The sequence below is a fragment of the Rhodococcus sp. 21391 genome (assembly GCF_016772255.1).
In the GTDB taxonomy this organism is placed as follows: domain Bacteria; phylum Actinomycetota; class Actinomycetes; order Mycobacteriales; family Mycobacteriaceae; genus Rhodococcus_F; species Rhodococcus_F opacus.
The window spans coordinates 4260056-4285437 of record NZ_CP063781.1 but is presented as its reverse complement, the minus strand read 5'-3'; the positions used below and the strand labels follow the sequence as shown (position 1 = coordinate 4285437).

Annotated in this window: 26 protein-coding genes; 15 read left to right on the top strand and 11 right to left on the bottom strand. The window is 68.2% G+C overall.

Going from position 1 to position 25382, the window contains the following annotated elements:
- Positions 1-243: 243 nt before the first annotated feature.
- The 4 genes from sigE (at position 244) to tatB (ending at position 3368) form a co-directional block, all read left to right on the top strand.
- Positions 244-876, top strand: coding sequence for an RNA polymerase sigma factor SigE (gene sigE / locus GO592_RS19855; protein ID WP_007298737.1), 633 nt, complete (start codon positions 244-246; stop codon positions 874-876).
- A 16-nt stretch (positions 877-892) separates the two neighbouring features.
- The gene (locus tag GO592_RS19850; protein WP_005264635.1) at positions 893-1255 is read left to right on the top strand and encodes a DNA-directed RNA polymerase sigma-70 factor; all 363 of its coding nucleotides are present in this window, start codon (positions 893-895) and stop codon (positions 1253-1255) included.
- A 94-nt stretch (positions 1256-1349) separates the two neighbouring features.
- On the top strand, positions 1350-2873 hold the full coding sequence (locus tag GO592_RS19845) for a trypsin-like peptidase domain-containing protein (RefSeq protein WP_007298736.1): 1524 nt from the start codon (positions 1350-1352) through the stop codon (positions 2871-2873).
- 69 nt (positions 2874-2942) lie between these two features.
- On the top strand, positions 2943-3368 hold the full coding sequence (gene tatB / locus GO592_RS19840) for a Sec-independent protein translocase protein TatB (protein WP_005264637.1): 426 nt from the start codon (positions 2943-2945) through the stop codon (positions 3366-3368).
- Between the two features lie 66 nt (positions 3369-3434).
- Here tatB and GO592_RS19835 read toward each other — a convergent pair whose 3' ends face one another.
- From GO592_RS19835 to GO592_RS19815, 5 genes are all read right to left on the bottom strand, one after another.
- Positions 3435-4571 (bottom strand): Mrp/NBP35 family ATP-binding protein, encoded by a 1137-nt coding sequence (locus tag GO592_RS19835; RefSeq protein ID WP_007298735.1) that lies wholly within the window; start codon positions 4569-4571, stop codon positions 3435-3437.
- Between the two features lie 23 nt (positions 4572-4594).
- Complete coding sequence (locus tag GO592_RS19830; protein WP_007298734.1) at positions 4595-5473, bottom strand: lytic transglycosylase domain-containing protein; 879 nt, start codon at positions 5471-5473, stop codon at positions 4595-4597.
- Between the two features lie 293 nt (positions 5474-5766).
- The gene (locus GO592_RS19825; protein ID WP_039951964.1) at positions 5767-6933 is read right to left on the bottom strand and encodes a lytic transglycosylase domain-containing protein; all 1167 of its coding nucleotides are present in this window, start codon (positions 6931-6933) and stop codon (positions 5767-5769) included.
- 116 nt (positions 6934-7049) lie between these two features.
- A complete protein-coding gene (locus tag GO592_RS19820) occupies positions 7050-7571 on the bottom strand; it encodes a DUF1003 domain-containing protein (protein WP_005264640.1) in 522 nt (173 codons plus the stop codon).
- Positions 7568-8839, bottom strand: a complete 1272-nt coding sequence (locus tag GO592_RS19815; RefSeq protein ID WP_005264648.1) for a magnesium transporter MgtE N-terminal domain-containing protein — start codon at positions 8837-8839, stop codon at positions 7568-7570. The genes GO592_RS19820 and GO592_RS19815 overlap by 4 nt, the downstream gene beginning before the upstream one ends.
- A gap of 71 nt (positions 8840-8910) precedes the next feature.
- On the opposite strand from GO592_RS19815, the gene GO592_RS19810 reads away from it, so the two are divergent.
- The 6 genes from GO592_RS19810 to GO592_RS19785 all read left to right on the top strand — a co-directional run bounded on the left by GO592_RS19810 (position 8911) and on the right by GO592_RS19785 (position 15003).
- Positions 8911-9873, top strand: coding sequence for an HpcH/HpaI aldolase/citrate lyase family protein (locus GO592_RS19810; RefSeq protein WP_005573471.1), 963 nt, complete (start codon positions 8911-8913; stop codon positions 9871-9873).
- Positions 9874-9940: 67 nt separating this feature from the next.
- Entirely contained in the window at positions 9941-10432 is a 492-nt protein-coding gene (locus GO592_RS19805; RefSeq protein ID WP_005239275.1) for a general stress protein, read from the top strand.
- A gap of 249 nt (positions 10433-10681) precedes the next feature.
- Positions 10682-12046: an ABC transporter substrate-binding protein gene (locus GO592_RS19800; RefSeq protein ID WP_172650345.1), complete on the top strand. Its 1365-nt coding sequence runs from the start codon at positions 10682-10684 to the stop codon at positions 12044-12046.
- On the top strand, positions 12043-12990 hold the full coding sequence (locus GO592_RS19795) for a carbohydrate ABC transporter permease (protein ID WP_005573473.1): 948 nt from the start codon (positions 12043-12045) through the stop codon (positions 12988-12990). Before GO592_RS19800 ends, GO592_RS19795 begins: the two co-directional genes overlap by 4 nt.
- 2 nt (positions 12991-12992) lie before the next feature.
- On the top strand, positions 12993-13829 hold the full coding sequence (locus GO592_RS19790; RefSeq protein WP_005239292.1) for a carbohydrate ABC transporter permease: 837 nt from the start codon (positions 12993-12995) through the stop codon (positions 13827-13829).
- Positions 13830-13833: 4 nt separating this feature from the next.
- Positions 13834-15003: an ABC transporter ATP-binding protein gene (locus GO592_RS19785; protein WP_007298731.1), complete on the top strand. Its 1170-nt coding sequence runs from the start codon at positions 13834-13836 to the stop codon at positions 15001-15003.
- Here the strand turns inward: GO592_RS19785 and GO592_RS19780 are convergent.
- Positions 14973-16508: an MFS transporter gene (locus tag GO592_RS19780; protein WP_007298730.1), complete on the bottom strand. Its 1536-nt coding sequence runs from the start codon at positions 16506-16508 to the stop codon at positions 14973-14975. The genes GO592_RS19785 and GO592_RS19780 overlap by 31 nt on opposite strands.
- Before the next feature lie 90 nt (positions 16509-16598).
- Between GO592_RS19780 and GO592_RS19775 the strand changes: the two genes are divergently transcribed.
- Positions 16599-17690: a winged helix DNA-binding domain-containing protein gene (locus tag GO592_RS19775; protein ID WP_039951974.1), complete on the top strand. Its 1092-nt coding sequence runs from the start codon at positions 16599-16601 to the stop codon at positions 17688-17690.
- On the opposite strand, the gene GO592_RS19770 is transcribed toward GO592_RS19775, so the two are convergent.
- Both GO592_RS19770 and GO592_RS19765 read right to left on the bottom strand, forming a co-directional pair.
- On the bottom strand, positions 17680-18546 hold the full coding sequence (locus tag GO592_RS19770; protein ID WP_005264657.1) for a hypothetical protein: 867 nt from the start codon (positions 18544-18546) through the stop codon (positions 17680-17682). The two genes, GO592_RS19775 and GO592_RS19770, sit on opposite strands and share 11 nt — an antisense overlap.
- Positions 18536-19231: a metallophosphoesterase family protein gene (locus GO592_RS19765; RefSeq protein ID WP_005264659.1), complete on the bottom strand. Its 696-nt coding sequence runs from the start codon at positions 19229-19231 to the stop codon at positions 18536-18538. The genes GO592_RS19770 and GO592_RS19765 overlap by 11 nt, the downstream gene beginning before the upstream one ends.
- Before the next feature lie 65 nt (positions 19232-19296).
- Between GO592_RS19765 and GO592_RS19760 the strand changes: the two genes are divergently transcribed.
- Positions 19297-19884: a suppressor of fused domain protein gene (locus GO592_RS19760; protein WP_172650346.1), complete on the top strand. Its 588-nt coding sequence runs from the start codon at positions 19297-19299 to the stop codon at positions 19882-19884.
- Here GO592_RS19760 and corA read toward each other — a convergent pair.
- Positions 19881-20972 carry a magnesium/cobalt transporter CorA gene (gene corA / locus GO592_RS19755; protein ID WP_007298728.1) on the bottom strand — a complete coding sequence of 364 codons (1092 nt, stop codon included), beginning with the start codon at positions 20970-20972 and terminating at the stop codon, positions 19881-19883. The two genes, GO592_RS19760 and corA, sit on opposite strands and share 4 nt — an antisense overlap.
- A 146-nt stretch (positions 20973-21118) precedes the next feature.
- On the opposite strand from corA, the gene GO592_RS19750 reads away from it, so the two are divergent.
- The 3 genes from GO592_RS19750 (at position 21119) to GO592_RS19740 (ending at position 23899) form a co-directional block, all read left to right on the top strand.
- On the top strand, positions 21119-21973 hold the full coding sequence (locus tag GO592_RS19750) for a PHP domain-containing protein (RefSeq protein ID WP_007298727.1): 855 nt from the start codon (positions 21119-21121) through the stop codon (positions 21971-21973).
- Positions 21970-22329 (top strand): hypothetical protein, encoded by a 360-nt coding sequence (locus tag GO592_RS19745; RefSeq protein WP_007298726.1) that lies wholly within the window; start codon positions 21970-21972, stop codon positions 22327-22329. Before GO592_RS19750 ends, GO592_RS19745 begins: the two co-directional genes overlap by 4 nt.
- Before the next feature lie 376 nt (positions 22330-22705).
- On the top strand, positions 22706-23899 hold the full coding sequence (locus GO592_RS19740) for an NAD(P)-dependent malic enzyme (RefSeq protein ID WP_202714944.1): 1194 nt from the start codon (positions 22706-22708) through the stop codon (positions 23897-23899).
- Positions 23900-23980: 81 nt separating this feature from the next.
- Here GO592_RS19740 and GO592_RS19735 read toward each other — a convergent pair whose 3' ends face one another.
- Together GO592_RS19735 and GO592_RS19730 are read right to left on the bottom strand one after the other, a co-directional pair.
- On the bottom strand, positions 23981-24685 hold the full coding sequence (locus GO592_RS19735; RefSeq protein WP_007295715.1) for an ABC transporter permease: 705 nt from the start codon (positions 24683-24685) through the stop codon (positions 23981-23983).
- Positions 24682-25380, bottom strand: coding sequence for an ABC transporter permease (locus GO592_RS19730; RefSeq protein WP_005239327.1), 699 nt, complete (start codon positions 25378-25380; stop codon positions 24682-24684). Before GO592_RS19730 ends, GO592_RS19735 begins: the two co-directional genes overlap by 4 nt.
- Positions 25381-25382: the final 2 nt, after the last annotated feature.

Below are 25382 nucleotides of genomic sequence, written 5' to 3'. Positions count from 1 at the left end.
TCGACAACGATGCCGCGACCTGCCCGGCCGCGATTCTCAGGAATACCTCAGCTTGCTCACACCACACACATATCGCGGTGGGAAAGAGTATGTCCAACGCCAGATCCGAAGACCGCCCGGCGGGGAGATCACGACGACGGAGGAAGGTCCGAGAATCCGGGAACAAATCCCGGCTCTCGGGAGTTGACGCGTATACCACGTTCAGTGATCTGCGGTCCTGAGTAGGAGGATCCACTTAACTCGATGAGCAACCACACGATGGCTCCAGACGAGAGAAACACCGACGAGCAGCTGTCGGACGCCCAGCTGACGGGCACCGCTGTGTTCGATGCCACAGGCGAGAAGTCCGCCATGCCGTCGTGGGACGAACTCGTCCGCGAGCACGGCGACCGAGTCTACCGACTGGCCTACCGGCTGTCGGGCGACGCGCAGGACGCCGAGGACCTCACTCAGGACACGTTCATCCGCGTGTTCCGGTCCCTGTCCGACTACCAGCCCGGCACGTTCGAGGGCTGGCTGCACCGCATCACCACCAACCTCTTCCTCGACATGGTCCGCCGTCGTAACCGCATCCGCATGGAAGCGCTCCCGGAGGACTACGATCGTGTCCCGGCCGACGGGCCGAACCCCGAGGAGATCTACCACGACGCCCGCCTGGACGCGGATCTGCAGGCAGCGCTCGATTCGTTGGCCCCGGAGTTTCGCGCCGCGGTCGTGCTGTGTGACATCGAAGGACTGTCCTACGAGGAGATCGGTGCCACACTGGGTGTCAAGCTCGGAACCGTGCGTAGCCGCATCCACCGCGGCAGGCAGGCTCTGCGTGAGCATCTGGCTGTGAACGGAAAGGTTGACTCCGATCAGATCGGCGTCGGGTAGCTACCAGGAGGGACGAATGACGCAGGGGCGTGTACCTCGCCAGTTTGGCTCCACCGAACACCTGGCGAGTGAGGCGATCGCCGCCTACGTCGACGGTGAACTCCGCATGTCCGCTTATCTGCGCGCCGCCCATCACCTGTCGATCTGCCCCGAGTGCGCGTTCGAGGTGGACTCCCAGCAGCAGGCACGGCGTGCCCTGCGTCGCAGCGGCGACGTCGCGATGCCCTCCGGTCTCCTGGGTCTGCTGAGCCAGATCCCCAGTTGCAACCAGGGCGATCCCGCCGACAAGTCCCCGTTCGACTCCCACTCCCCGGATTCGCCGGTCACGAGCGCGTACTCGATCACGAGCCGGATCTGGTCCCGGCGCCGGCGCCGTTGAGCGCATCCGGACCGACGACGGCGGTGTCCGCGCTCAGCGAGGCATCGGTGATACTGGGGCGCGTGACTGACGCACACGAGGGGGACACGACAGCGTGACGGCGGATTACAAGACTCCGGGTTCCGATACGACGGCACCCGACGGTCCCGCGGCGGACGAGGCGGGCACGCTCCGCCCGGCGGACGCCCCACGGCTCGATCCGAGGCCCGTCTACCGCCCGCAGATCGACGCAGCGTCCAGCCGCGCGTTCGGCCGACCGGGTGGCGTCACCGGTTCCTTCGCCCCGTCGGATGCCCGGCGTGAGAGCGAACCCTCGGTCAAGGTCGGTGCCCCCGACCCCGTGCTGGCGGAGGCGTTCGGCCGGCCGGACGGCGAGGTCGACACCATTCAGCGTGATCCCCACCGGAAGCCCGCGACCCCGGCGGGCGAGGCACCGCCCGCCGACCCCTGGCGAGATCCCGATGCGGGCGTCGAGCTCGGCTCCCCGGCGCTGCACGCCGAAGAACATTCGCGCCCGCCCGCTCCCGCGCTCAGCGCCCGCGAGGTCCTGTTCGGCGGCAAGGTGGCGCCGAAGGCCCTCGTCGCGCTCGGCGGAATCGCGCTCGCGATCGGTCTGGTCGGTGGCCTCCTCGCCGCCGTGATCACCGCCGATCGCAGCTCGCTCACCAGCCAGAGCGTCACCCTCGTCCAGGGTGGCGGCGAGGAAGACCTCGGCCAGTCGCCCGTCGCGCAAGTCGCGGACGCCGTGCTGCCTGCCGTCGTCTCCATCCAGGTGGCGGTCGGCGACCAGGGCAGCACCGGTTCCGGTGTCGTCATCGACGGCGCCGGCTACATCGTCACCAACAATCACGTCATCTCCGCCGCGGCCACCGCCCCCGACGGCGGCAAGATCCAGGTGATCTTCTCGGACGGGACCAAGGCCGAGGCCCAGATCGTCGGTCGCGACATCAAGACCGACCTGGCCGTACTCAAGGTTTCCGCCGACAACCTGACGGTCGCGGAACTCGGCAAGTCCGGCGACGTGCAGGTCGGTGAGGACGTCGTCGCGGTCGGATCGCCCCTCGGGCTCAGCAAGACCGTCACCCGCGGAATCGTCAGCGCCCTGCACCGTCCGATGCGACTGTCCGGCGAGGGCTCCGACACGAACGCCGTCATCGACGCCGTCCAGACCGACGCCGCCATCAACCACGGCAACTCGGGCGGCGCGCTCGTCGACGACACCGGCCGGGTGATCGGCATCAACACCGCCATGCTCAGTGAGTCCGGCGGCTCGGTGGGTCTCGGTTTCGCGATTCCCATCGACGACGTCACGACGGTCGCTCAGACCCTCATCCGGGACGGCCGGATGCACCACCCGGACATCGGCGTCAACGCCCGCACCGTCGTCAACGACAACACCAGCGGTGCCCAGGTGGCCAATGTCCGCTCGGACAGCCCGGCCGCGCGGGCCGGGATCGTCGAGAACGATGTGATCGTCAAGGTCGGCGACCGCACGGTCACGAGCGCCGACGAACTGGTCGTCGCCGTCAACCTGCAGAAGATTGGCGAACCCGTCCGGGTTCAGCTGATCCGCGAGGGCCGACTCGTCGATGTCGACGTGACCCCGGCCTCCGACTGACTCGAGAGGTTGCTGTGAGATCGCTCCGTCACCTGGGCACACACCCTCACCGCACAGTAGGCTGACCACGTGTTCGGCAACATTGGTTGGGGCGAGTTCATGGTCCTCCTCGTCGCGGCTCTGGTCATCTTGGGACCCGAGCGGCTTCCGGGTGCGGTCAGCTGGGTAACGAAATCACTGAGGCAGGTCCGTGAGTATGCGAGCGGCGCCAGCCAGCAGCTCAAGGACGAGCTCGGTCCGGAGTTCGAGGATCTGCGCAAGCCGCTGTCGGACCTCAATCAGCTGCGCGGCATGACACCGCGCGCGGTCATCACCAAACACCTGCTCGACGGTGACGATTCGATTCTCACCGGCAACTTCGACAAGCCGAGTTCGGTGTCGTTCGACAAGCCGGGAACGAAGGCCGTCAGCGCCGATCCGTCGGCGCCCACTCCACCGCAGAGCAAGCCGCTCGCGGCAGGCGAGCGCCCCCCGATCGACCTCGACGCAACATAGGCCCTCCGGGCTCGTGCGCCTTTCCGGTTGTTCCAGCAACCAGAAAGGCGCACGAGCGCGCAGCGCCTAGAGGTGGCGGGTGGTGTCGATGCCCAGCGACATTCCGGCGAGTCCACGCTTGCGGACGGCCAGCTTGTCGGCGATGTCGCGGAGTGCCGTCGCTGCCGGCGAATCCGGGTGGCCGAGAACGATGGGAACACCGCCGTCGCCGCCTTCACGGACCGCCTGCTCGAGCGGGATCTGCCCCAGCAGCGGCACCTTCGCGCCCACGGCCTTCGTCAGTCGGTCGGCGACGGCCTGCCCGCCGCCGGACCCGAAGATGTCCATCCGGCTGCCGTCGGGCAAGTCCATCCAGGACATGTTCTCGACGACTCCGACGATCCGCTGACGGGTCTGCAGTGCGATGGCGCCTGCGCGCTCGGCCACCTCGGCGGCCGCCTGCTGCGGGGTCGTGACGACGAGGATTTCCGCACCGGGGATCAGCTGTGCGACGGAGATGGCGACGTCGCCGGTGCCGGGCGGCAGATCGAGCAGCAGAACGTCCAGGTCGCCCCAGAAGACGTCGGCGAGGAACTGCTGCAGCGCGCGGTGCAGCATCGGCCCACGCCACACGACCGGGGTGTTGCCCTGGGTGAACTGGGCGATCGAGATCATCTTCACATCGTGCGCGACGGGCGGCATGATCATGCGTTCCACCTGCGTGGGCTTGGCGTCGGTGCCGAGCATGCGGGGAACGGAGTGTCCGTAGATGTCGGCGTCGAGCACGCCCACCGACAGTCCGCGGGCCGCGAGTGCGGCAGCAAGGTTGACGGTGACGCTGGACTTGCCGACACCGCCCTTGCCGGACGCGACCGCGTAGACGCGGGTCAGCGAGCCGGGCTGGGCGAACGGGATGATGGGCTCGGCCGAGTCTCCGCGCAGCGACTTGCGGAGTTCGGTGCGCTGCTCGTCGCTCATCACGTCGAGTTCGACGCGGATCGCACCGACACCGGGGACGTCCGCCACGGCCTTGGTGACCCGGTCGCTGATCTCGGTCCGCATCGGACAGCCCGCGGTGGTCAGGTAGATCGCGATGTCGACGCTGTCGTCGGCCGCGATGTCGACGCTCTTGACCATCCCGAGGTCGGTGATCGGTTTCCGGATCTCGGGATCCTGGACGCGCGCCAGGGCGCTACGTACAGCGGACTCGCTCAGGACTGGCATGACTCAATGGTAAGGATGTGCGCTCAGTGGATGCGCGGCAGGTCCGCGGCCGCCGGGATGATTCCGCTGGAGTAGCCGGCGGACCATGCGAGCACGTTGGCCACGTAGGCGGCGGAGTTGTTGTATCGGTGCACGGCCTTGGCGGCCTGAATCGGATCCTTGACGTTCAATCCGCCGTCGCACAGGTACTTTCCGGTGGTCAGCGCGGAGTCGAAGAGGTTCTGCGGATCGGCGACGCCGTCGCCGTTGCCGTCGCCCGCATAACGATTCCACGTCTCGGGGAGGAACTGGGTGGGTCCGACGGCGCGGTCGTAATTGGCGTCGCCGTCCAACTTGCCCCCGTCGGTGTCGCGGATCACGGCGTTGCCGCCGAGGGTGCCGTCGAGGACGGGGCCGAGGACGGGCTTGAGCATATTGCCCTTGTCGTCCGCCTTGCCGTCGTAGGCGTGGGTGGACTCGACGCGGCCGATTCCGGCGATGAGCGTCCAGTACATGCCGCAACCCGGCTGTTCGACCGCGAGGATGCGTTCGGCGTTCTGGTACGCCGAGACGCTGATGGCCGGGATGCCGAGCGCGCCCTGGGCGATGCTCGCCGGAAGGGGAGGGGTGGCCTGGACGGGTGCGAGCGCCGGCGCAGGGGGCGCTGCTTCGGCTGCCGGTGCGGCCTCGGCGGCAGTCTCGGCCACGGGGGTGACGGCTTCCGCGGCCTCGGGTGCGGTGTCAGTCGCCTCCTGGGCGACGTCGGCGACCTCCGACGAGGAGCTCGTGGAAAGGAAAGGGACCTTGGGTGCGGCGCCGGCCGTGTTGGCTGCGGTGATCAGTCCGATGGGGACGAGTCCGGTAAGCGCGATGACCGAATTGCGGCGGATATGGGAGTCCGTCTTCTTGTTGTGCCGACCCACTCGATTGCCTCCTGCGACCCCCGTCTCGGGGTGTTCCGTTCAACTGACCGGATCGAGGCTACCTGATTCGATACGCTTCCGTTATCCAACCGTGATCAAACGGACTTGTATCGCACGGTTCCGTTACTCCGAAGGCACGTGAGCGAGCGTAACGAACACGGCAAGGTCACGCCAGGACGTCGAGGGGCCTCAAGGTTGTCGGACGGAGCGGGCGGTCGTGCCGTCAGGAACCCGGACACCCGAACACTCCGCCGCGGCCCTGCAAGCAGAGCGCGCGGCGGAGGCGGGGGTGACTATCGGGGAACGGCGTCGGCCGGAGGGGCGCCCGGGGCGGGCTCGACCGGGCCGGGCGTGACGGATGCCGGGGCGCCGGGGTCGGCGGGCGGGCAGAAGATCAGGCAGGGCAGTTGCGGCAGCGGCGGGAGTCCAGGAATCGGCGGGGCCGGAGCGGGCGCCGCGGGAGTGGCCGCGCCGTCCGTGGACGGCTGCGGGGTGGTCGCGAGATCGCGTGGAAGGTCCGATTCGGCCGCGGCGGCGTCGGCGAGACGCCCGGGCGACGGCGAGGCCGATTCCGACAGCTGGCTCGGCGTCGGAGTTCCACCGTTCCTGTAGGCGTTCGACCAGGTGATGACGTTGGCGGCGTACGCGGCAGAGTTGTTGTACCGCAGGACCGCGCGAGTTTCCTGGAGCGGATCGCGGAGGTCGAGACCACCCGAGCAGAGGTAGCGGGCGGCCGCCAGCGTCGCGTCGAACACGTTGTTCGGATCGGCCACGCCGTCCGCGTTGCCGTCGGACGCGTACTTGGCCCACGTGGACGGAATGAACTGCATCGGTCCGACGGCGCGATCGTGCCCGGGGTCGCCGTCCGTGGCGCCGCGGTCGGTGTCTCGGATGACCTCGTTGCCGGCCAGCCGGCCGTCGAGAACGGGGCCCAGGATCGGGGTGAGCGTGGTGCCGACCGAGTCGGTCCGGCCGCCGCCGGCATGCCCTGATTCGATGCGGCCGATACCGGCCAGCAGATGCCACGGCAGACCGCACTTCGGGGCCTCCGCCATCATCTCGATTTCTGCGGACCGGTACGCGTTGAGCACGATCTCCGGGATGCCCAGAGCGCTCAGGATCACCGGTGCGGCGATGAGCCCGGTGCCGGACGGCGACGTCGGAGATGTGGGATTTGTCACCGCGGGCAGCGGCGCGGGCGCGGGCGGCGGGGGAGCTGCCCTCTGGGACCGCGCGATCCGGGGTGTCGGCGCCACGATTCCCGACGGCGGGAAGTACGCGGCCTGGGGCGTGGTTCCCGCCGTGACCGAAGCTGCTCCGAGCGTCGTCACCCCGCCAGTGGAGACGGCACTAGTGCCGACGGATGCGCCACTGACAGCAGAACCGCCGGTCGAGGACCCGAGGGTGGCAACTGCGCCCACTGTCAGGGCAGTCACCGTCAACAGTCCACGTATCCGCACTCGATCACCCCCTGCGGTGCTCTTCCTTTTCGCACACCGCATACATCCGAGAAGATGTGACTGACGTTACATATACGTGACCGACCCTGCCGGAGTTTGCGGGGATTCGCCGAGCCTCATTTGCGCCGGGTACGCGTGTCTTCCTCGTCGCCCAGCAGCGACTTGATCTCGTCGAGTTCGCGCCGCAGGTAGTCGCGGGTGGCGACCTCACCGATCGCGATGCGCAGAGCCGCCAGTTCCCGTGCGAGGAACTCGGTGTCCGCCTTCGTCTGCTCGGCGCGCGAGCGGTCCTCCTCGAGGGAGACGCGGTCGCGGTTCTCCTGGCGGTTCTGCGCCAAGAGGATCAGCGGCGCCGCGTAGGCGGCCTGAGTGGAGAACGCCAGGTTGAGCAGGATGAACGGGTACGGGTCCCACTGCAATCGGACGGCGAAGACGTTGATGATGATCCAGACGATCACGACCACCGTCTGGATCATCAGGTAGCGGCCCGTGCCGAGGAACCGGGCGAAGTTCTCGCTGGCCCGGCCGACGGCCTCCACGTCGTACGTGACCCGGAAGCGACGGGTGCCCCGCGGGGTGTCGAGGCGCTGTCGGTCGGACAGGCTCCGGGCGGCTGCGCTGGCCGATTTCTCGCTCATCCGTCGATCTCCTCTTCACGCCAGTCCTCGGGGAGGAGATGGTCCAGGACATCGTCGACGGTGACCGCACCGATCAGGTGGTCCTCGTCGTCGACCACCGGCCCGCACACCAGGTTGTAGGTGGCGAAGTAGCGGGTCACCGACGTCAGGGAATCCTCGGGTGCCAGCCGTGGCATATCGGTGTCGAGCAGTCCGCCGACCAGGCTCGCGGGCGGCTCGCGCAGCAGTTTCTGCAGGTGCACGCAGCCGAGGTAGCGGCCGGTCGGGGTCGCGGTCGGTGGGCGGACGACGAACACCATGCTCGCGAGGGCGGGGGTGACGTCCGAGATCCGGGCGCGGGCCAGGGCCTCGGCGACCGTCGTCGACGCGGTGAGGACCACCGGCTCCGGAGTCATCAGACCACCCGCGGTGTCGGGGGAGTGCTCGAGCAGCCGGCGGACGGGCTCGGAGTCCTGCGGGTCCATCAGCTGCAGCAGCGATTCGGCCTCGGTCTCGGGAAGCTCGCCGAGGAGGTCGGCGGCGTCATCGGGGTCCATGGCCTCGAGGACGTCCGCGGCGCGCTCGACCTCGAGGTGCATGAGCAGGTCCGTCTGGTCGTCGGAGGGCAGTTCCTGGACGACGTCGGCGAGGCGTTCGTCGTCGAGTGCGAGAGCGAGTTCGTGGCGGCGTTTCTCCGGGAGGAGCCGCATCGCGTTCGCGACGTCGGCCGCGCGCATGCCCTCGAACTGCGTGAGCAGCGCCGAGACGCCCTGGCCGGGCATCGCCAGGTCGGTCTGCGTGAGGCCCTGGACGTGCTGCCATTCGACGACGTGCATGGCGGCGCGGCGACCGAGTCGGCCACGGTGCCCGCGCACCGCGACCTTCGACACCACCCAGTCCCGGGTGCGGGTCTGCTCGATGCCCAGATCGACGACGATGATGTCGGCGTCCCGCAGCTCCTCGAGTTCCGGGTCGTCCACGCGCACGTGGGAATCCGCCACCTGGGCGAGTGCGAGCACCTCGCCGGGCCGCTGCTGGAATCGGCGCAGACTGACGTTGCCGGTGGTGAGTGTCACCGAGCTCGGTTCGATGGCGGTGACGCGGAGCATCGGGACGAAGATGCGTTTGCGCGTGAACAATTCGATGACCAGTCCGAGGACGCGCGGCTGCTGCCGGCCGACGCGCGCGGTGATCACCACGTCCCGGACGCGGCCGATCGACTCCCCATCGGGGCCGAGCACCACCAGGCCGGCCAGCCTGGCTGCAAAAACCTTGTTCGCAGCTGCCATGATTGCCAGGCTAGATCCTTGTACAGAAATACAGGGAATCGAACACCTGCGAAAGTGGAGGATCGTCCGTCATGAGTTCCGTGTACAGGCCACGGCGATCGGTGCTCGCCGTTCCGGGCAGCAGCCGCAAGATGATCGACAAGGCGAAGGGGCTGCCCGCGGACGAGATATTCCTCGACCTCGAGGACGCGGTGGCACCGCTCGCCAAGCAGGAAGCGCGCGGCACCATCGCCGAGGCGCTCGCCGAGGACGGGTGGGGCGACCAGATCAAGGTGGTGCGGGTCAACGACTGGACCACCGAGTGGACGTACGCCGACGTCGTCGAGGTCGTGGGACGCGCGGGCGCCCACCTCGACGCGATCCTGCTGCCGAAAGTGCCGGACGCCAGCCATGTTCAGGCCCTCGACCTGCTGCTGACCCAGATAGAGAAGGCCAACGGGCTCGAGGTCGGCCGGATCGGCATCGAGCCGCAGATCGAGAATGCGATCGGGCTCACCAACATCGACGCCATCGCGACGGCCAGCCCCCGCGTGCAGACCCTGGTGTTCGGTCCCGCCGACTTCATGGCGAGCATCAACATGCGCACGCTGGTCGTCGGGGAGCAGCCGGACGGCTACGACCGCGGCGACGCCTACCACCACATCCTGATGACCATCCTGATGGCCGCCCGCGCGCACGGGGTGCAGGCCATCGACGGTCCCTACCTGCAGATCCGCGACGTGGAGGCGTTCCGCCGGTCGGCGCAGCGCACGGCCGCGCTCGGCTTCGACGGCAAGTGGGTTCTGCATCCCACCCAGATCGAGGCGGCGAACGACGTGTTCAGCCCCCGTCAGGACGATTACGACCGGGCCGAACTGATCCTGGACGCCTACGAGTTCCACACCTCCGCGGCCGGCGGGGGTCGCGGTGCCGTGATGCTCGGCGACGAGATGATCGACGAGGCGAGTCGCAAGATGGCGCTCGTGATCTCGGCCAAGGGGCGCGCCGCGGGTATGAAACGGACCACCGAGTTTGTGCGACCCGACGAGAAATAGCCTCAGCAGGCAGAATGGTTCTCACAGGACCGATCCTGAGAGAACCACACGAGGAGACCAGCTGACGATGACGAATCCACTCGGACAGTCCAATGGGGCGCGGCGTGGGGCTCTGCCGGAACCCCCCACGGGCTGGCCCATCGGTTCGTATCCCACCTACGCGGAGGCGCAGCGCGCCGTCGACTACCTCTCCGACCAGGAATTCTCGGTGGAGGACGTCACCATCGTGGGTGTCAACCTCATGCAGGTCGAGCGGGTGCTGGGCCGCCTCACCTGGGCGAAAGTGATTGGCGGGGGCATTGTTTCGGGCGCCTGGCTCGGCGTGTTCTTCGGTTTGCTGCTGGGCATCGTCACGGGCGGTTTCCTGGCGCCGCTCGTGGTCGGCATCGTCGGCGGCATCATCTTCGGGCTGATCTCCACGACGATCCCGTACGCGGCGACGCGGGGGACCCGGGACTTCGCGTCGACGATGCAACTGGTCGCCGGGCGGTACGACGTGCTGTGCGAGCCGAAGTCGGCGGAGAAGGCCAGGGACATGCTGGCCAAGCTGGCGCTCTGATCGGCCCTCTCGCCTCGACCTGCGGGTTGCGGCCGGGTCACGGATTACGTCCTATTCGCGACGTTCGCGGCGATTTCACCAAGTTCGCCGACGATGTCGGATAGGTTTACGGCGCAATGCGTGGGCCCAGGCCCGCGCCGAAACCGTGACCTGCCGGTGGAGTGCGCGTTCCGGCAGGAACAAATGTGCGGCCCGCGTGCCCAGCCGTACCGCGACTGGATCCGTGAGGGGCCGCTCGAGGAGGCGGCTGTGCTGCATCGCACCAAGCCCGGACGCTCGCTGAAGTGGGGACTGATCGGTGCGGCCACCGTCCTCACCGTTCCCCTGCTGGCTGCGTGCGGGTCGTCCGAAGAGGGCATCGTCCTCAGCTTCTACACCGCTGCCGACGGCGCCGAACAATATGCGGAGGCCGCGGCCAACTGCACGGCCGCGGCCGGCGGCCGATACACCGTGGAGCAGCGCACGCTGCCGAAGGGCGCGGACGATCAGCGGCTCCAGCTGGCTCGCCGGCTCACCGGAAACGACACGTCGCTCGACATCATGACACTCGACGTGGTGTGGACCGCCGAGTTCGCCGAGGCCGGCTGGGCGGTGCCGCTCCCACCCGGCATCGCGGCGGAGGTCAGCGAGGGCACGCTCGAAGGCCCCCTCGAATCCGCGAAGTGGCAGGACCAGCTGTACGCCGCGCCGCTGAACACCAACACCCAGTTGCTCTGGTACCGCAAGGACCTCATGCCGGACGGGCAGCCGCCGCAGACGTGGGATCAGATGATCGACATTGCGGAGGGCCTCGCGGCGGAGGGCCGACCCAGCTGGATCGGGGTGCAGGGCAAGCAGTACGAGGGCCTGATGGTGTGGTTCAACACCCTGCTCGCGAGCGCGGGCGGGTCCGTCGTCGCCGAGGACGGGACCACCGTGACGGTTGCCGACGGCGACGCCGCGCTGAAGGCGCTCGAGGTCATGAAGCGGGTGGCCACCGCGGAGGGGGCCGACCCGTCGGTGTCCCAGGGCGACGAGGCGTCGTCCCGGCTGGGGATGGAGAGCGGAAAGGCTGCGTTCGAGGTCAATTGGCCGTTCGTGCTGCCGGGCATGATCGAGAACGCCGAGAAGGGGGACCTGCCGTTCATCGACGAGAAGGGCAACCCGACGTCTGTGGACACGGGCAACACGGTGCTCACCGTCGACGGTCAGCAGAACTTCCTCCCGGCGCCGTACCCGTCGGTGATCCCCGGGCGACCGGCCGAGGTGACGATCGGCGGGTTCAACATCGCGGTCGCGAAGACCAGCCAGCACCCGGACCTGGCGTTCGAGGCGGTGTCGTGCCTGCGGAACGAGGAGAACCAGCGCAACAACGCCGTCAACGGTGGTGTGCCGCCGACGTTGGCGAGCCTGTACGACGACCCGGCGTTCCAGGAGGCGTACCCCGCGTGGCGTGAGGTGCGGGAGAGCCTCGAGACGGCATCCGTCCGCCCGGTGTCACCGGCGTACCAGAGCATTTCGACCCTGATCACCGACACGCTGAATCCGGTCGGTGACATCGACCCGCCGCGCACCGTCGACGAACTCGCCGAACAGGTACGCAAGGCTGTCAACTCGGAAGGGCTGATCCCGTGACGACCGAAACCGTGCAGGCGGACCGGGCCGAAGAGCCGAAAGTCGCGTCGAAGAAGCAGATCTCGGAAGGGAAGAAGGCCGAACGCCGACTGGGTTTGTGGTTGGTGGCTCCCGCCGCGATCCTCATGGTCGCGGTCACGGCCTACCCCGTCGTCTACGCGGTGTGGCTGAGCCTGCAGCGTTACGACCTCCGCTTCCCCGACGACCGCAAATTCGTGGGCCTCGCGAACTACGTGTCGGTGCTGTCGGACGCGTACTGGTGGCAGGCCTTCGCGGTGACGGTGGGCATCACGGTCGTGTCGGTGGTCATCGAGTTCGTCCTGGGCCTGATCCTGGCGCTCGTGATGCACCGGACGCTGGTCGGGAAGGGCATCGTGCGGACGGTGGTGCTGATCCCGTACGGCATCGTCACCGTGGCCGCCGCATACAGCTGGTACTACGCGTGGACCCCGGGCACCGGGTATCTCGCCAACCTGCTGCCCGACGGCAGCGCCCCGCTGACGCAGCAGATTCCGTCGCTGGCGATCATCGTGCTCGCCGAGGTGTGGAAGACGACGCCGTTCATGGCGCTGCTGCTGCTCGCCGGACTGGCCCTCGTTCCCGACGACCTCCTCAAGGCCGCGCAGGTCGACGGCGCCGGGGCGTGGACGCGGCTGGTGCGGATCATCCTGCCGCTGATGAAACCCGCGATCCTCGTGGCGCTGTTGTTCCGCACCCTCGACGCGTTCCGGATCTTCGACAACATCTACGTCCTCACCAAGGGCGCCAACGACACCGGATCATTGTCGATCCTCGGCTACGACAACCTGTTCAAGGCGTTCAACCTCGGTATCGGCTCGGCGATCAGTGTCCTGATCTTCCTCTGCGTCGCACTGCTCGCGTTCGTGTTCATCAAGCTGTTCGGCGCCTCGGCTCCCGGGTCCGACACGGAAGGAAACCGATAGCCATGGCCGTCGTCGACACACCTCGCCGCAAGATCAGCTGGTCCGTGGTCAACCTGCTCGTCCTGCTCTACGCACTGGTCCCGGTGCTGTGGATCGCCAGCCTGTCGTTCAAACCCGCGGGAACGATCAAGGACGGTAAGTTCATTCCGCAGAAGTGGACACTCGACAATTATCGCGGGATCTTCCAGACCAACGCGTTCACCAGTGCGCTGATCAACTCCATCGGCATCGGCCTCATCTCCACCGTGATCGCCGTCGTCATCGGCACCATGGCCGCCTACGCCATTGCCCGGCTGGACTTCCCGGGCAAGAAGCTGCTGGTCGGTGTGGCCCTGCTGATCGCGATGTTCCCCCAGATCTCCCTCGTGAGCCCGCTGTTCGACATCGAGCGCAGACTCGGGCTGTTCGACACCTGGGCGGGTCTGATCCTCCCGTACATCACGTTCGCCCTCCCGCTGGCCATCTACACGTTGTCGGCCTTCTTCAAGGAGATTCCCTGGGAGCTCGAGAAGGCGGCCAAAATGGACGGCGCCACTCCGGCGCAGGCGTTCCGGAAGGTCGTGGCACCGCTGGCGGCACCGGGCATCGTCACCGCCGCGATCCTGGTCTTCATCTTCTGCTGGAACGACCTGTTGTTCGCGATCTCGCTGACCTCGACGGAACGGTCCATCACCGCGCCGGCCGCGATCGCGAACTTCACCGGCGCCTCCCAGTTCGAGGAGCCGACGGGCTCGATCGCCGCGGCCGCAATGGTGATCACGATCCCGATCATCATCTTCGTGCTGTTCTTCCAACGACGCATCGTGGCCGGTCTGACCTCCGGCGCAGTGAAGGGATAATTCTGTGGCCGAAATCGTGCTCGACAAGGTGACGAAGCTGTACCCGGACGGCGCCAAGGCGGTGAGCGACGTCGATATCACGATCGCCGACGGCGAATTCATCATTCTGGTCGGACCGTCCGGTTGCGGAAAGTCGACCACTCTCAACATGATCGCCGGGCTGGAGGACATCTCGTCCGGTGAACTGCGCATCGCGGGGGAGCGGGTCAACGAGAAGGCGCCGAAGGACCGCGACATCGCGATGGTGTTCCAGTCGTACGCGCTGTACCCGCACATGACGGTGCGGCAGAACATCGCGTTCCCGCTCACCCTGGCGAAGATGTCGAAGTCGGACATCGCGGCGAAGGTGGACGACGCCGCCAAGATCCTCGACCTCACCCAGCACCTCGATCGCAAACCGGCCAATCTGTCGGGCGGACAGCGGCAGCGGGTCGCGATGGGCCGGGCGATCGTCCGCAGCCCCAAGGCGTTCCTGATGGACGAGCCGCTGTCGAACCTCGACGCCAAACTCCGCGTCCAGATGCGCACCGAGATCGCCCGGCTGCAACAGCGACTCGGCACCACCACGGTGTACGTCACGCACGACCAGACCGAGGCGATGACCCTCGGCGATCGGGTGGTGGTGCTGCGGGGCGGCGTGGTCCAGCAGATCGGGGCGCCGCAGGATCTGTACGACCACCCGAACAACCTGTTCGTCGCCGGGTTCATCGGCTCGCCGTCGATGAACTTCTTCCCGGGGCAGCTCACCGCCGACGGGGTGTCGACGCCGCTCGGCGAGTTCACACTGCCTCCGGAGACACGCGCCACGATCGGGTCGTCGAACACGGCGAAGGACGTCGTCGTCGGGATCCGGCCCGAGCACTTCGAGGACGTGGGGCTCGTGGACGAGGGGCAGAGGGCGGCCGGTGCCACGTTCACGGCCAACGTCGAGGTGCTCGAGTCGATGGGTTCGGACAAGTACGCCTATTTCACGGCCGAGGGACCGCAGGTGACCTCCCGGGAACTCGAGGAGCTCGCCGCCGACTCGGGGACCGCGGTCGCAGGCGGCGGGCAGCTGGTCGCCCGGTTGTCGACCGAATCGTCCGCGGCGCACGGCAGACCGGTGGAACTGTGGTTCGACCGGGCGAAGATCGCCCTGTTCGATCAGGACTCCGGAGCCAACCTCACGCTCTGACCGGAGCGCTCACCCGAATCTCTGGTGTTCGCTCCGCCGAGGCCACCGACCGTGCCCCATTCGGCCGCGAGGGCGGTCGCGTGGACCTCGTCCTCCTCCTCGTCGGACGGGGTGCGGGTGGTGCGCGTGATCCCGAAGAACGGCAGCAGCCCGGCGAGGGCGGCCGCGGTCGCGCCGACGACGAACGCGATCACGTACGCCGATTCGGTCGGGACGTCCGTTCCGTCGATGGTGATGCCGGCGAGCAGGGTCGCGAGCAGCGCACTGGCGAATGAACTGCCCACGGACCGGGCGATGGAGTTGATGCTGTTCGCGACGCCGGTCTCGTCCTGCCGGACCTCGGCCACGAGCAGCGACGGCAGCGACGCGTAGGCGAGGCTGATGTACGTGTTGACCAGCAGGATGGCCGCGATGACTTCCCAGGTGCGGTCGTGGGCGAGGACGAACACGACGAAACCGCTGACGCCGACGACGCTCGCGGCGATGAGGACGGCACGGGAACCGAAGCGGTGGATCAGTTTTCCGCTGAGGATCGAGGCGAGGACGCCGCTGATCGCGCCCGGCAGCAGGTAGACGGTGCTGGCCTCGAGGACGGTGGCCCCGAAGCCGTATCCGGTCACCGCGCGCGGGGTCTGGACGAAGTACGAGCTGCCCAGGAACATCACGAACATCGACATGCCGACCACGAGCGCGGACAGGTGGGTGACGAGGACGGGTGGGTTGGTCAGCAGCCGGGGCGCGACGAGTGGGTCGGTGATCCCGCGTTCGTAGAGGAACCAGCCGATCAGGACCAGGATTCCGGCGATTCCGCTGACGATGGTGACGGGCGACGTCCAGCCCCAGGTTCCGCCCTCGGCGAGCGGCAGCAGGACCAGGACCAGGCCGGCGGCGAGACCGGCCGCGCCGATCCAGTCGATGGAACCCGTGCCGACGCGCGGGCGGCGGGGGATGGCGATCCAGGCGAGGACGAGTCCGGCGGCGGTGATGGCCGACGACAGCCAGAAGATGCGGTGGAAGTCGGCGCCGTCGGAGACCAGCACACCGGTGAGGACGATGCCGAAGCATCCGCCGAATCCGAGGGTGCCGGAGAAGATCCCCATCGCCCCGGTCAGCTTCTCGGCGGGAAGTTCGTCACGCAGGACCGCGATGCCGATGGGAAACAGCGCGAACGACACGCCCTGGAGCACGCGGGCGAAGATCAGCACTCCCACGGACGTCGACAGCGCACCGATCAGGGAGCCGAGCAGCACGACCACGAGCACACCGAGCAGGACGGGTCGTTTGCCGCGGAGATCGGCGAGGCGGCCGAGGACGGGTGTCGCGGTGGCGGCGGCGAGGAGGTTCGCGGTGAGGAGCCAGCCGACGGCGGTGGGGCCGACGTCGAGTTGCGCACCGATGGTCCCGACGATCGGCACCACCAACGTCTGCAGAACGGCGACAATCATCACGACGAAGCACATGACGGGCAGGAGAGCCCTGGCTGCGGTGGTCGATCCGGCGGCCATGGGGTCCTCCTTGAGGGGTCGGTGAACGGGCGTAATCAAATACGGTACTGGGGCTAACTAACGAAGGGGTTCACGGTGGGGTCCGACCGCATGTCGAATCGAGCGCTGGGCAGGGCGACACTGGCCCGGCAATCGCTGCTGAGCCGTTCGGGCGCGTCCGCCCTCGACATGATCGAGCACCTCTGCGGACTGCAGGCCCAGGCTCCGGCCCCGCCGTACTTCGCACTGTGGGCGCGGTTGACACGATTCCGCGCCGAGTCGCTGTCGGACCTCATCGAGAAACGCGCGGTGGTGCGGATCGTCGCGATGCGCGGGACGGTGTTCGCCCTGTCGTCCTCGGACGCGCTCTCGTTCCGTCCGCTGACGCAACCGCTGCTCGACCGCGACCTCCACACCAACACGCAGTACCGGTCGAGTCTCGACGGGATCGACCTCGGCGCCCTCGCCGCCGCGGGACGCGAACTGGTGCGTGACGAACCCCGCACGCAATCGCAGATGCGGCCCCTGCTCGAGGAGCGGTTCCCCGGCCGCGACGGCGCCGCGCTCGCCCACGGGGTGCGGGGACTGGTCCCGATGGTCCAGGTTCCGCCGCGCGGGCTGTGGGGCAGGTCGGGGCAGCCGGCGCTGTCGACGCTGGAGTCGTGGGTGGGTCGTCCACTGTCCGCCGCGCCGTCCATCGACACGATGCTGTTGCGCTACCTCGCCGCGTTCGGCCCCGCGAGCGCGCGGGACGCCCAGGCCTGGTCGGGACTGACCCGGCTCGGTGAGGTCCTGGACCGGCTGCGGCCGGAACTCCGGGTGTTCGCGGGGGAATCGGGTCCGGAACTCTTCGACCTTCCCGACGCACCCCGCCCCGACCCGGGCGCCCCCGCCCCCGTCCGCATCCTCGCGCCGTTCGACAACGTGCTGCTCTCGCACGCGGACCGCGGGCGCCTCCTCGACGACGACGTGCGGAAGAAGGTCTTCACCCAGAACGGCATCATCAAACCTGCCGTCCTGGTGAACGGCAGGGTCGCGGCGTTCACCACGACGGTGGTCGAGAAGTCCCGTGCGGTACTCGACGTGGAGCCGTTGGCGAAGATCGCGAAGACGCACCGCACCGCGATCGAGGCGGAGGGCAGGCGACTGTTGAAGTTCGCGCACCCCGACGCGCCCGAGCGCGTCGTGCGGTTCACGGACTAGCCGGTTTGTGCCTGCGCGGTGCGAGATGACTGAGCTCGGCGATGATCTCGTCGTTCCAGACATGCTGGCGCACAAGGCGGTACCGCTCGCGCGCCACCCACAGGTAGGCCTCGGCGTCGGTGTGGTCGGGCAGCATCTCCGCGGCCCGCAGCATCCGGACCACCGGCAGGAACTCCTCACCGAACCAGCGCCGGGCCACGGTCTCACGGCTGAGGAATTCGCCCACCTCCTGCATGAGCCGGAAGCCCCACGCCTCGACGCTCTGGCTGATCTCGGCGTACTCCCAGGGATCGGTGACGACCACGGCCGCCCGCTGCGGCCCGCTCAACGGCACCCGCGTGAGGAACAGGCGGCGGTGATCCTTGATGACCAGGTCGCCCCGCTGCGCGATCCCGTCGGGGGAGATCTTGGTCTGGATCTCGGTGACGTAGGCGTCGATCGTGCTCCAGTGCATCGCGTACGCGATGGAGACGCGGTGGTGGCCGTCGCTGACGAAGTGCATGGACCCGATCCGATACACCTGGATCGGCGGCACCGACTCGCCCCGGCGCTGCGCGGCCGCCAGCCGTTGCCAGCGCTCGCGCACGCGGGTGGACGTGGGCCGGAAGAACCGGTCGAAGTCGCGGGTCCGGTCGACGCTCCCGACGATGGAGTTGACCGGGATCACCTGCAGTCCGAGCGATCGTTCCCCGACCCGTCCGACTGCCGCGACCACCTCGTCGAACGGCAGGATCTCGTTGACGTCGTCCGGTTCGCGGCGAAGCCAGCTGACCAGCCGCGACAACTCGGCGCGACGACGCTGGCGGGTGAAATCGTTCTCCGCGTCGGCGGCGGGGAACCCGGTGTCACGTGCCATGCCTGCGCCTGACGATGGTGGGGTCGGCACCCGGGGCCAACTCCATCAGGGTGAATCCCACGGTGTTGATCACCGTCGTCGCGCCGAGCGTGCGGTCCTCGGCCGCCCGGCCGTACGGGTGGACGTGCCCGTGAATCATGACGCGGGCCTGCAACCTGCCCGCCAGGGTCTCGAAGCATTCGAAACCCCGGTGCGGTGGATCCTCCTGGTCGCCCACTCCGCGGGGTGGGCTGTGCGTGAGCAGCACGTCGACGCCGGACACACCCGAGCGGCGTGCGTGCCACGCACTCGTCAGCGCCAGGTTGCGCGCCCGCCGCCGCTGCTGCCGCTCGGTCCACTGATTGGGGCCGTCGTTGTAGCGGATCGACCCACCCAGGCCCGCGATGCGCAGGCCCGCGATCCGCACGATCCGGCCGTCCGCGTTGACCGCGCCGCAGGGCCCCGGCCACGCCGAGGGCAGACCCGCCCGCATCCATCCGACACGTCCCGCGGAGTAGCCGGACAGATCGGCGTCGTGGTTGCCCGGCACGAAGACGCACGGCGCGTCGAGCGCGTCGATCAGGTACTCCAGGTAGTCGAACGGGAGATCGCCCGCACCGAGGATCAAGTCGACGTCCATGGCACGCACCTGCGAACTCCACAGCGACTCGATCGTCTCGTCGGACACTGCGAGTACCGAGACCATGCTCCGAAACTACCGGCTCGCGAGGCCGGAGGACGGGTGAGCGGCTTCGGTGGTTTGATTGCGGGGTGACTGACAGCGTTGTGGCCTCTGTTCGCGCGCACCTGCTGGGGCAGATCGGGGGACCGGAGCCGACTGCGGCATCGGTGACGTTCCTGGGCGTCGAGCCGCTGGACGTGCTGCGGTTCGCACCCGACGACGAGGATCTGGTTCGCTACGTGACCCTGGGGTGCTCCCGGCACCCGATGGGCGACCCCGGCGAGCTGGTGGCCGACCCTCTCCGGGGCCCCCGCGCCGAACTGATCCTCACCCTGCGCGGCGGGGCCGGGGTGGCGTCGGGAGTTGCGCGCACACTCGCGGTCCTGGCGGCGGCGCCGTCGGTGGAAGGCGTGGTTCTCGTCGAGGACGCGTTGCTCGACCTGGGGGAGCCGCTGTGGAAGGACACACCGTTCACGGCCGTGCTGCTCGGTGAGTCGTCCGTCCCCGACCTCCCGCTGCCCGAACCCGCGGAGGCCGTGCGGTTCCTCGCGGTCGTGCCGATCACCGGCACCGAGGCGGCGTGGGTCCGACTGCGCGGCGCCGGCGCACTGCGCGACGCCTGGGCGGAGGCGGGCATCGACGTCCGCGATCCGCACCGCGGTGCCGCGTCCCTCTAGAGCCAGTGGTTCCGGCGGAACGTGACGAACAGGCCCACCGTCACCGACGCGATCACGAACACCACGCCGTGATAGCCGTACTGCCAATGTAGTTCGGGCATGTTGTCGAAGTTCATGCCGTAGATGCCCGCGATCATCGTCGGCACTGCCGCGATGGCCACCCACGCCGAGATCTTGCGCATGTCGGTGTTCTGCTGCACGGCGATCTTCGCGAGGGCGGCATCGACGAGTGAGCTGAGAACCTCGTCGTATTCGGCGATCCGCTCGGCGACGGTCGTGTGGTGGTCGAGGACGTCGCGGAAGTAGCGGCGGATCTCCTTCGGCACCGGATTGCCCGGGGATCGCGTCAGCCGGAGCAGCGGATTGGACAGCGGGTTCACCGACTTGCGGAGTTCGACGATCTCGCGCTTGAGAAGGTAGATGTGTTCGACCGCGACGCTGCTGCGCGGACTGAACACCGCCTCCTCCATGCCGTCGACGTCCTCCTCGATGGCCTGGGTGACCTCGAGGTACGTGTCCACCACGTGGTCCGCGACGGCGTGCAGCACCGCGTACGGGCCCAGTGCGAGCCGCTCCTGGTTCGCCTCCAGCGCGTGGCGGACGTTCGCGAGCGGGGAGTGGTCACCGTGCCGCACGGTGATGACGAAGTCGGCGCCCACGAACACCATGATCTCGCCGGTCTCGACGATCTCGCTGGCGGTGGCCACCGACTCGTGCGGCACGTAGTTGACGGTCCGCAGCACCAGGAACAGCACGTCGTCGTAGCGTTCCAGCTTCGGCCGCTGGTGGGCGTGGACGGCGTCCTCGACCATCAATTCGTGCAGCCCGAACGTCTCGGCCACGCTCTCCATCTGCCCCTCGTCGGGGGCGAGCAGCCCGACCCACACGAATCCTTCACCCCGTGTGCGGACCTCGGCCATCGCGGCCTGGTGCGTGTACTTGCCGGGAAGCCTCGTGCCGTCGACATACACACCACAGTCGACGATGGCGCGCGCGGTCGGGATGCGGATCCTGGGGCCCGGGTCCTTGTCACCGCTGCGCTGATTCTTGTCGCTGCCGCGCTTGGGGAGCGAGGGCACAGACGGCACGGGCCCCTCCCTTCACCGTCGAGTCGGAAACGCTGCTGGTGAATCGTACGTCAGCACCCGCTCCGGGCCGGCGGCGTCGCACGACACGCCAGGCCTCCGGGCCGCACGCTCGGACCCCGTGCCGCGACACCTGACAGACTGGTCTGGTGCTCATCGATCTCCACACTCATTCGACGGCCTCCGACGGAACCGACAGCCCGGCGGACCTGGTGCGCGCCGCGGGGGCGGCGGGACTCGACATCGTGGCGATCACCGATCACGACACGACCGCGGGGTGGGCCGAAGCGGTCTCGGCGTTGCCTGCGGGGCTCGCGCTGGTGCGCGGCATGGAGATGTCCTGCGAGGGGCGCGGTGAAGACGGACGCCCGGTCGCGGTGCATCTCCTCGCCTACCTGTTCGATCCCGCGCACGCGGCGTTCGCACGCGAGCGGGAACGGTTGCGGAACGAGCGGATCGTGCGAATCCGCGCGATGGCCGAGTTGATGATGGAGGACGGTCTGCCCATCGACGCCGACGAGGTGCTCGCGGAGGCGGGACCCGCAGCGGGGCGCCCGCACCTGGCCAGGGCTCTGATGCGCGCCGGTGTGGTGGGCAGCGTCGGTGAGGCGTTCGTGGATCTGCTGGCCCCACGCGGCAGGTACTTCGTCGACAAGTCGGACACCCCACTCGACGACGCCGTGCAACTGGTGGCGGAGGCCGGGGGCGTGAGCGTCCTCGCCCACGGACGGGCCCGCACGAGGGGACGACTACTGTCACTCGATCACGTCCGTGACCTGGCGGGAGCCGGTCTCCACGGGCTAGAGGTACATCACCCCGACCACTCGTCGGACGACGCGCGGGTACTGCAGGAACTGGCCGACGAGTGCGGTCTGGTCGTCACCGGCTCCTCCGACTACCACGGCACGAACAAGGCCATCCGGCTCGGCGAGTTCTCGACGGACACCGACGAATTCGACACCCTCGTATCGAAAGCATCCGGGGTGCAGGTGGTCTCGGCATGAACACGCACGAGTCCGAGCGGTACGACCCCTATGCTCCCATCCTCCCGCGGACGGTGACGGCCACCGGACCGCGACGCAGCCCTCTCGTGGTCCGCGCACTGCGCGCCCTCAGCGGGGCCGTCGCCGCCGGCGTGGTGATCCTCTGCCTCGTCGTGATCGGCTCCGCCTACGTGGGCGGCGGCCGGGGCTTCCCCGGCCCGGGGACGATCTCCATCACCGCACACCTGGTCGCGTCCGTGTTCGTGATCGTGGCGCAAAGGTTTGCGGACCGCCGCGACGGTCTCGTCGCCGTGGTCGCATCCGTCGCCGTCCTCGCGGCGGCGGCGCTACTGCTGGCTACCCAGTGGTGGGGTTGACGGACGCCCGGCGCGTTATATGAAACCGGCTCTCACAGTGACCCACGGGTAACTTGTTCTCACAGGTAGAGGCCAGAAAACGTGAGACATCTGACTCTCGTGGCAATTTGATTGTGCATCGATATTCGTGCCAGACTTAGCACCACTCCGACGTCGGCGCCACCGCCCTTCGGCGGGGGTTTATGGCAGTGTTGCCAGGGCTCACCCGCCCGTGCCATGACGCTTCGGAAGTTCTGCGGCCATCGTGATCGCGCACCCCGGAAGCTTCACCCTCAGTTGTCGTTCGTGGAGTAACTGTGAAGATCAGCGCCGATCCTCACGGTTACTTCTCAGTAACCCGGCCCCGAGTGAGCCTGGACTTAGCAGGAGTGTCATCGTGTCCATCGTGTCCGAACCCACCACACCGCAGAAGGTCGAGCTGACCGACGAGGAGATCTTCGCCGGCCACATCGGGGGGAAGCTCTCGGTTGAGACCACGACCGCCCTCGATACGCAGCGCGCCCTGTCCATCGCCTACACGCCCGGTGTCGCGCAGGTCTCCCGCGCCATCGCCGCCGACGAAACCCTCGCCGACCGGTACACCTGGACCAGCCGCCTCGTGGTCGTCGTCTCCGACGGCTCCGCGGTGCTTGGCCTCGGGGACATCGGCCCCCGCGCCTCCCTGCCGGTGATGGAGGGCAAGTCGGCCCTGTTCAAGAACTTCGCGGGCCTGAACTCGATCCCGCTGGTCCTCGACACCAAGGACCCCGACGAGATCGTCGAGACCCTGATCCGGCTGCGCCCGAGCTTCGGGGCGGTCAATTTGGAGGACATCTCCGCACCGCGCTGCTTCGAGATCGAAAAGCGCGTCATCGAGGCCCTGGACTGCCCGGTCATGCACGACGACCAGCACGGCACCGCCATCGTCGTCCTGGCCGCCCTCAAGGGTGCGGTCAAGGTCCAGGACCGCGACCTCCACCAGTTGCGGGTGGTCATCTCCGGTGCCGGCGCCGCCGGTGTCGCCTGCGCGAACATCCTGCTCGCCGCGGGGATCGCCGATGTGACGGTCCTCGATTCCAAGGGCATCGTCTCCGCCGACCGCAAGGACCTGAACGAGGTCAAGGTCGACCTGGCCGCGCGCACCAACCCGGCCGGCCGCCGCGGCGGCATTGTCGAAGCCCTCGACGGGGCGGACGTGTTCCTCGGGGTGTCCGCCGGCACCGTGCCGGAGGAGCTGATCGCGACGATGGCCGAGGATTCCATCGTGTTCGCGTTGTCGAACCCGGACCCGGAGATCCACCCGGACATCGCCCGCAAGCATGCGGCGATCGTGGCCACCGGACGCAGTGACTTCCCGAACCAGATCAACAATGTGCTGGCCTTCCCCGGTGTGTTCCGGGGTGCGCTCGATGCCGGTGCCCGCCGGATCACCGAAGGTATGAAGCTCGCCGCCGCCGAGGCAATCCTCTCGGTCGTCGGTGACGAGCTGGCTGTAGACAAGATCGTTCCCAGCCCGCTCGATCCTCGCGTCGCCCCCGCTGTCGCGGAGGCAGTCGCCGCCGTTGCTCGCGCAGAAGGCGTCACCGACTAGCGAGAATCCGTCGAGCACCCCGATCCGGAACCCGCACCCACGGTTCCGGTGTCGGGGTGTTTGCCTTGGGCGACTTCTTCGCTACGACGCGCGCTCGGCGATCTGCTCGGCGCTCGGGTTGCGGCGCAGGCGGCCGGTCCCCGGAACGGACGCCCACACCGCCAGGGCGAGCAGGCCGTCCACGACGAGGGCGAGGATCGTCACGAGCAGTGCACCGACGAGCACCCGGTCGTACTGGCGCAGCGCCAGTCCGTCGAAGATGTAGCGTCCCAGGCCGCCGAGGTTGACGTACGCGGCGACCGTTGCGGTCGCGATGATCTGCAGGGTTGCGTTGCGTAGCCCGCTGAGCATGAGCGGCAGCGCATTCGGGGCCTCGACACGTGTGAGGACCTGCCACTCGGTCATTCCCATCGCGCGGGCGGCGTCCACGACCGTCCGGTCGACGTTCGCGACACCCGCGTACGTGCCCGCGAGCACCGGCGGGATTCCGAGGATCACCAGGGCCAGGATCGGCGGGATCAGACCCAGCCCGAGCAGCAGCACCAGGAACGTCAGCAGACCCAGCGTCGGCAGCGAGCGGAGCGCGTTGACGAGACCGACCACGACCACGTCGCCCTTGCGCAGATGTCCGATGATCAGACCGATCGGCACCGCGACCACCGCGGACAGTGCGACCGCCAGGAAGCTGTACCAGAGGTGTTCGAGGATGCGGGTGCCGATTCCGGTGCTTCCCGACCAGTTACCCGGATCGACGATGTACTCCCATGCGCCGCCGAAGATGTTCACGAAGCCTCCCCTGCGGCCGGGGCCGCCGACTGTCCCGCGACCAGCGGCGTGCGCCGGACCTTCTGCTGCCGGGTCCACGGTGTCAGTGCCCGGCCGACCAGGAACAGCAGCAGGTCGAATGCGAGGGCCAGAACGACGATCGCGATGATCCCGGCGAGGATCTGGTCCGGGTAGTCACGCTGGTAGCCCTGGGTGAACAGGGTGCCGAGACCGCCGATCCCGATCAGCGAACCCACCGACACCAGCGAAATGTTGGTCACGGCCACCACTCGCACATTCGCGACGAGAACCGGCAGCGCGAGGGGCAATTCGACGGTCAGGGCCCGGCGGAGCCGGGTGAAGCCCATCGCGGTGGCCGAGTCGACGACGTCGGCGGGAACGGAGTCGAGGGCCTCGGGCACGGCGCGGATGAGCAGGGCGGTGGAGTAGATCGTCAGCGCGATCACCACATTGAGCGGATCCAGGATCTGCAGTCCGACGACGGAGGGGATTGTCACGAACAATGCCAGCGACGGAATCGTGAACGCGATGCCCGCGACGATCAGCGTGATCTTCCGCAGCCAGGACGCACCCCGGATCGCGGTCCCGACCGGGACCGCGATGAGCAACCCGATCAGGAGCGGAACCAGCGCGAGGTAGAGATGGGTCTTCGTCAGGTCGACGACGACCGAGAAGTTGTCGATGAGCCACCGCATCA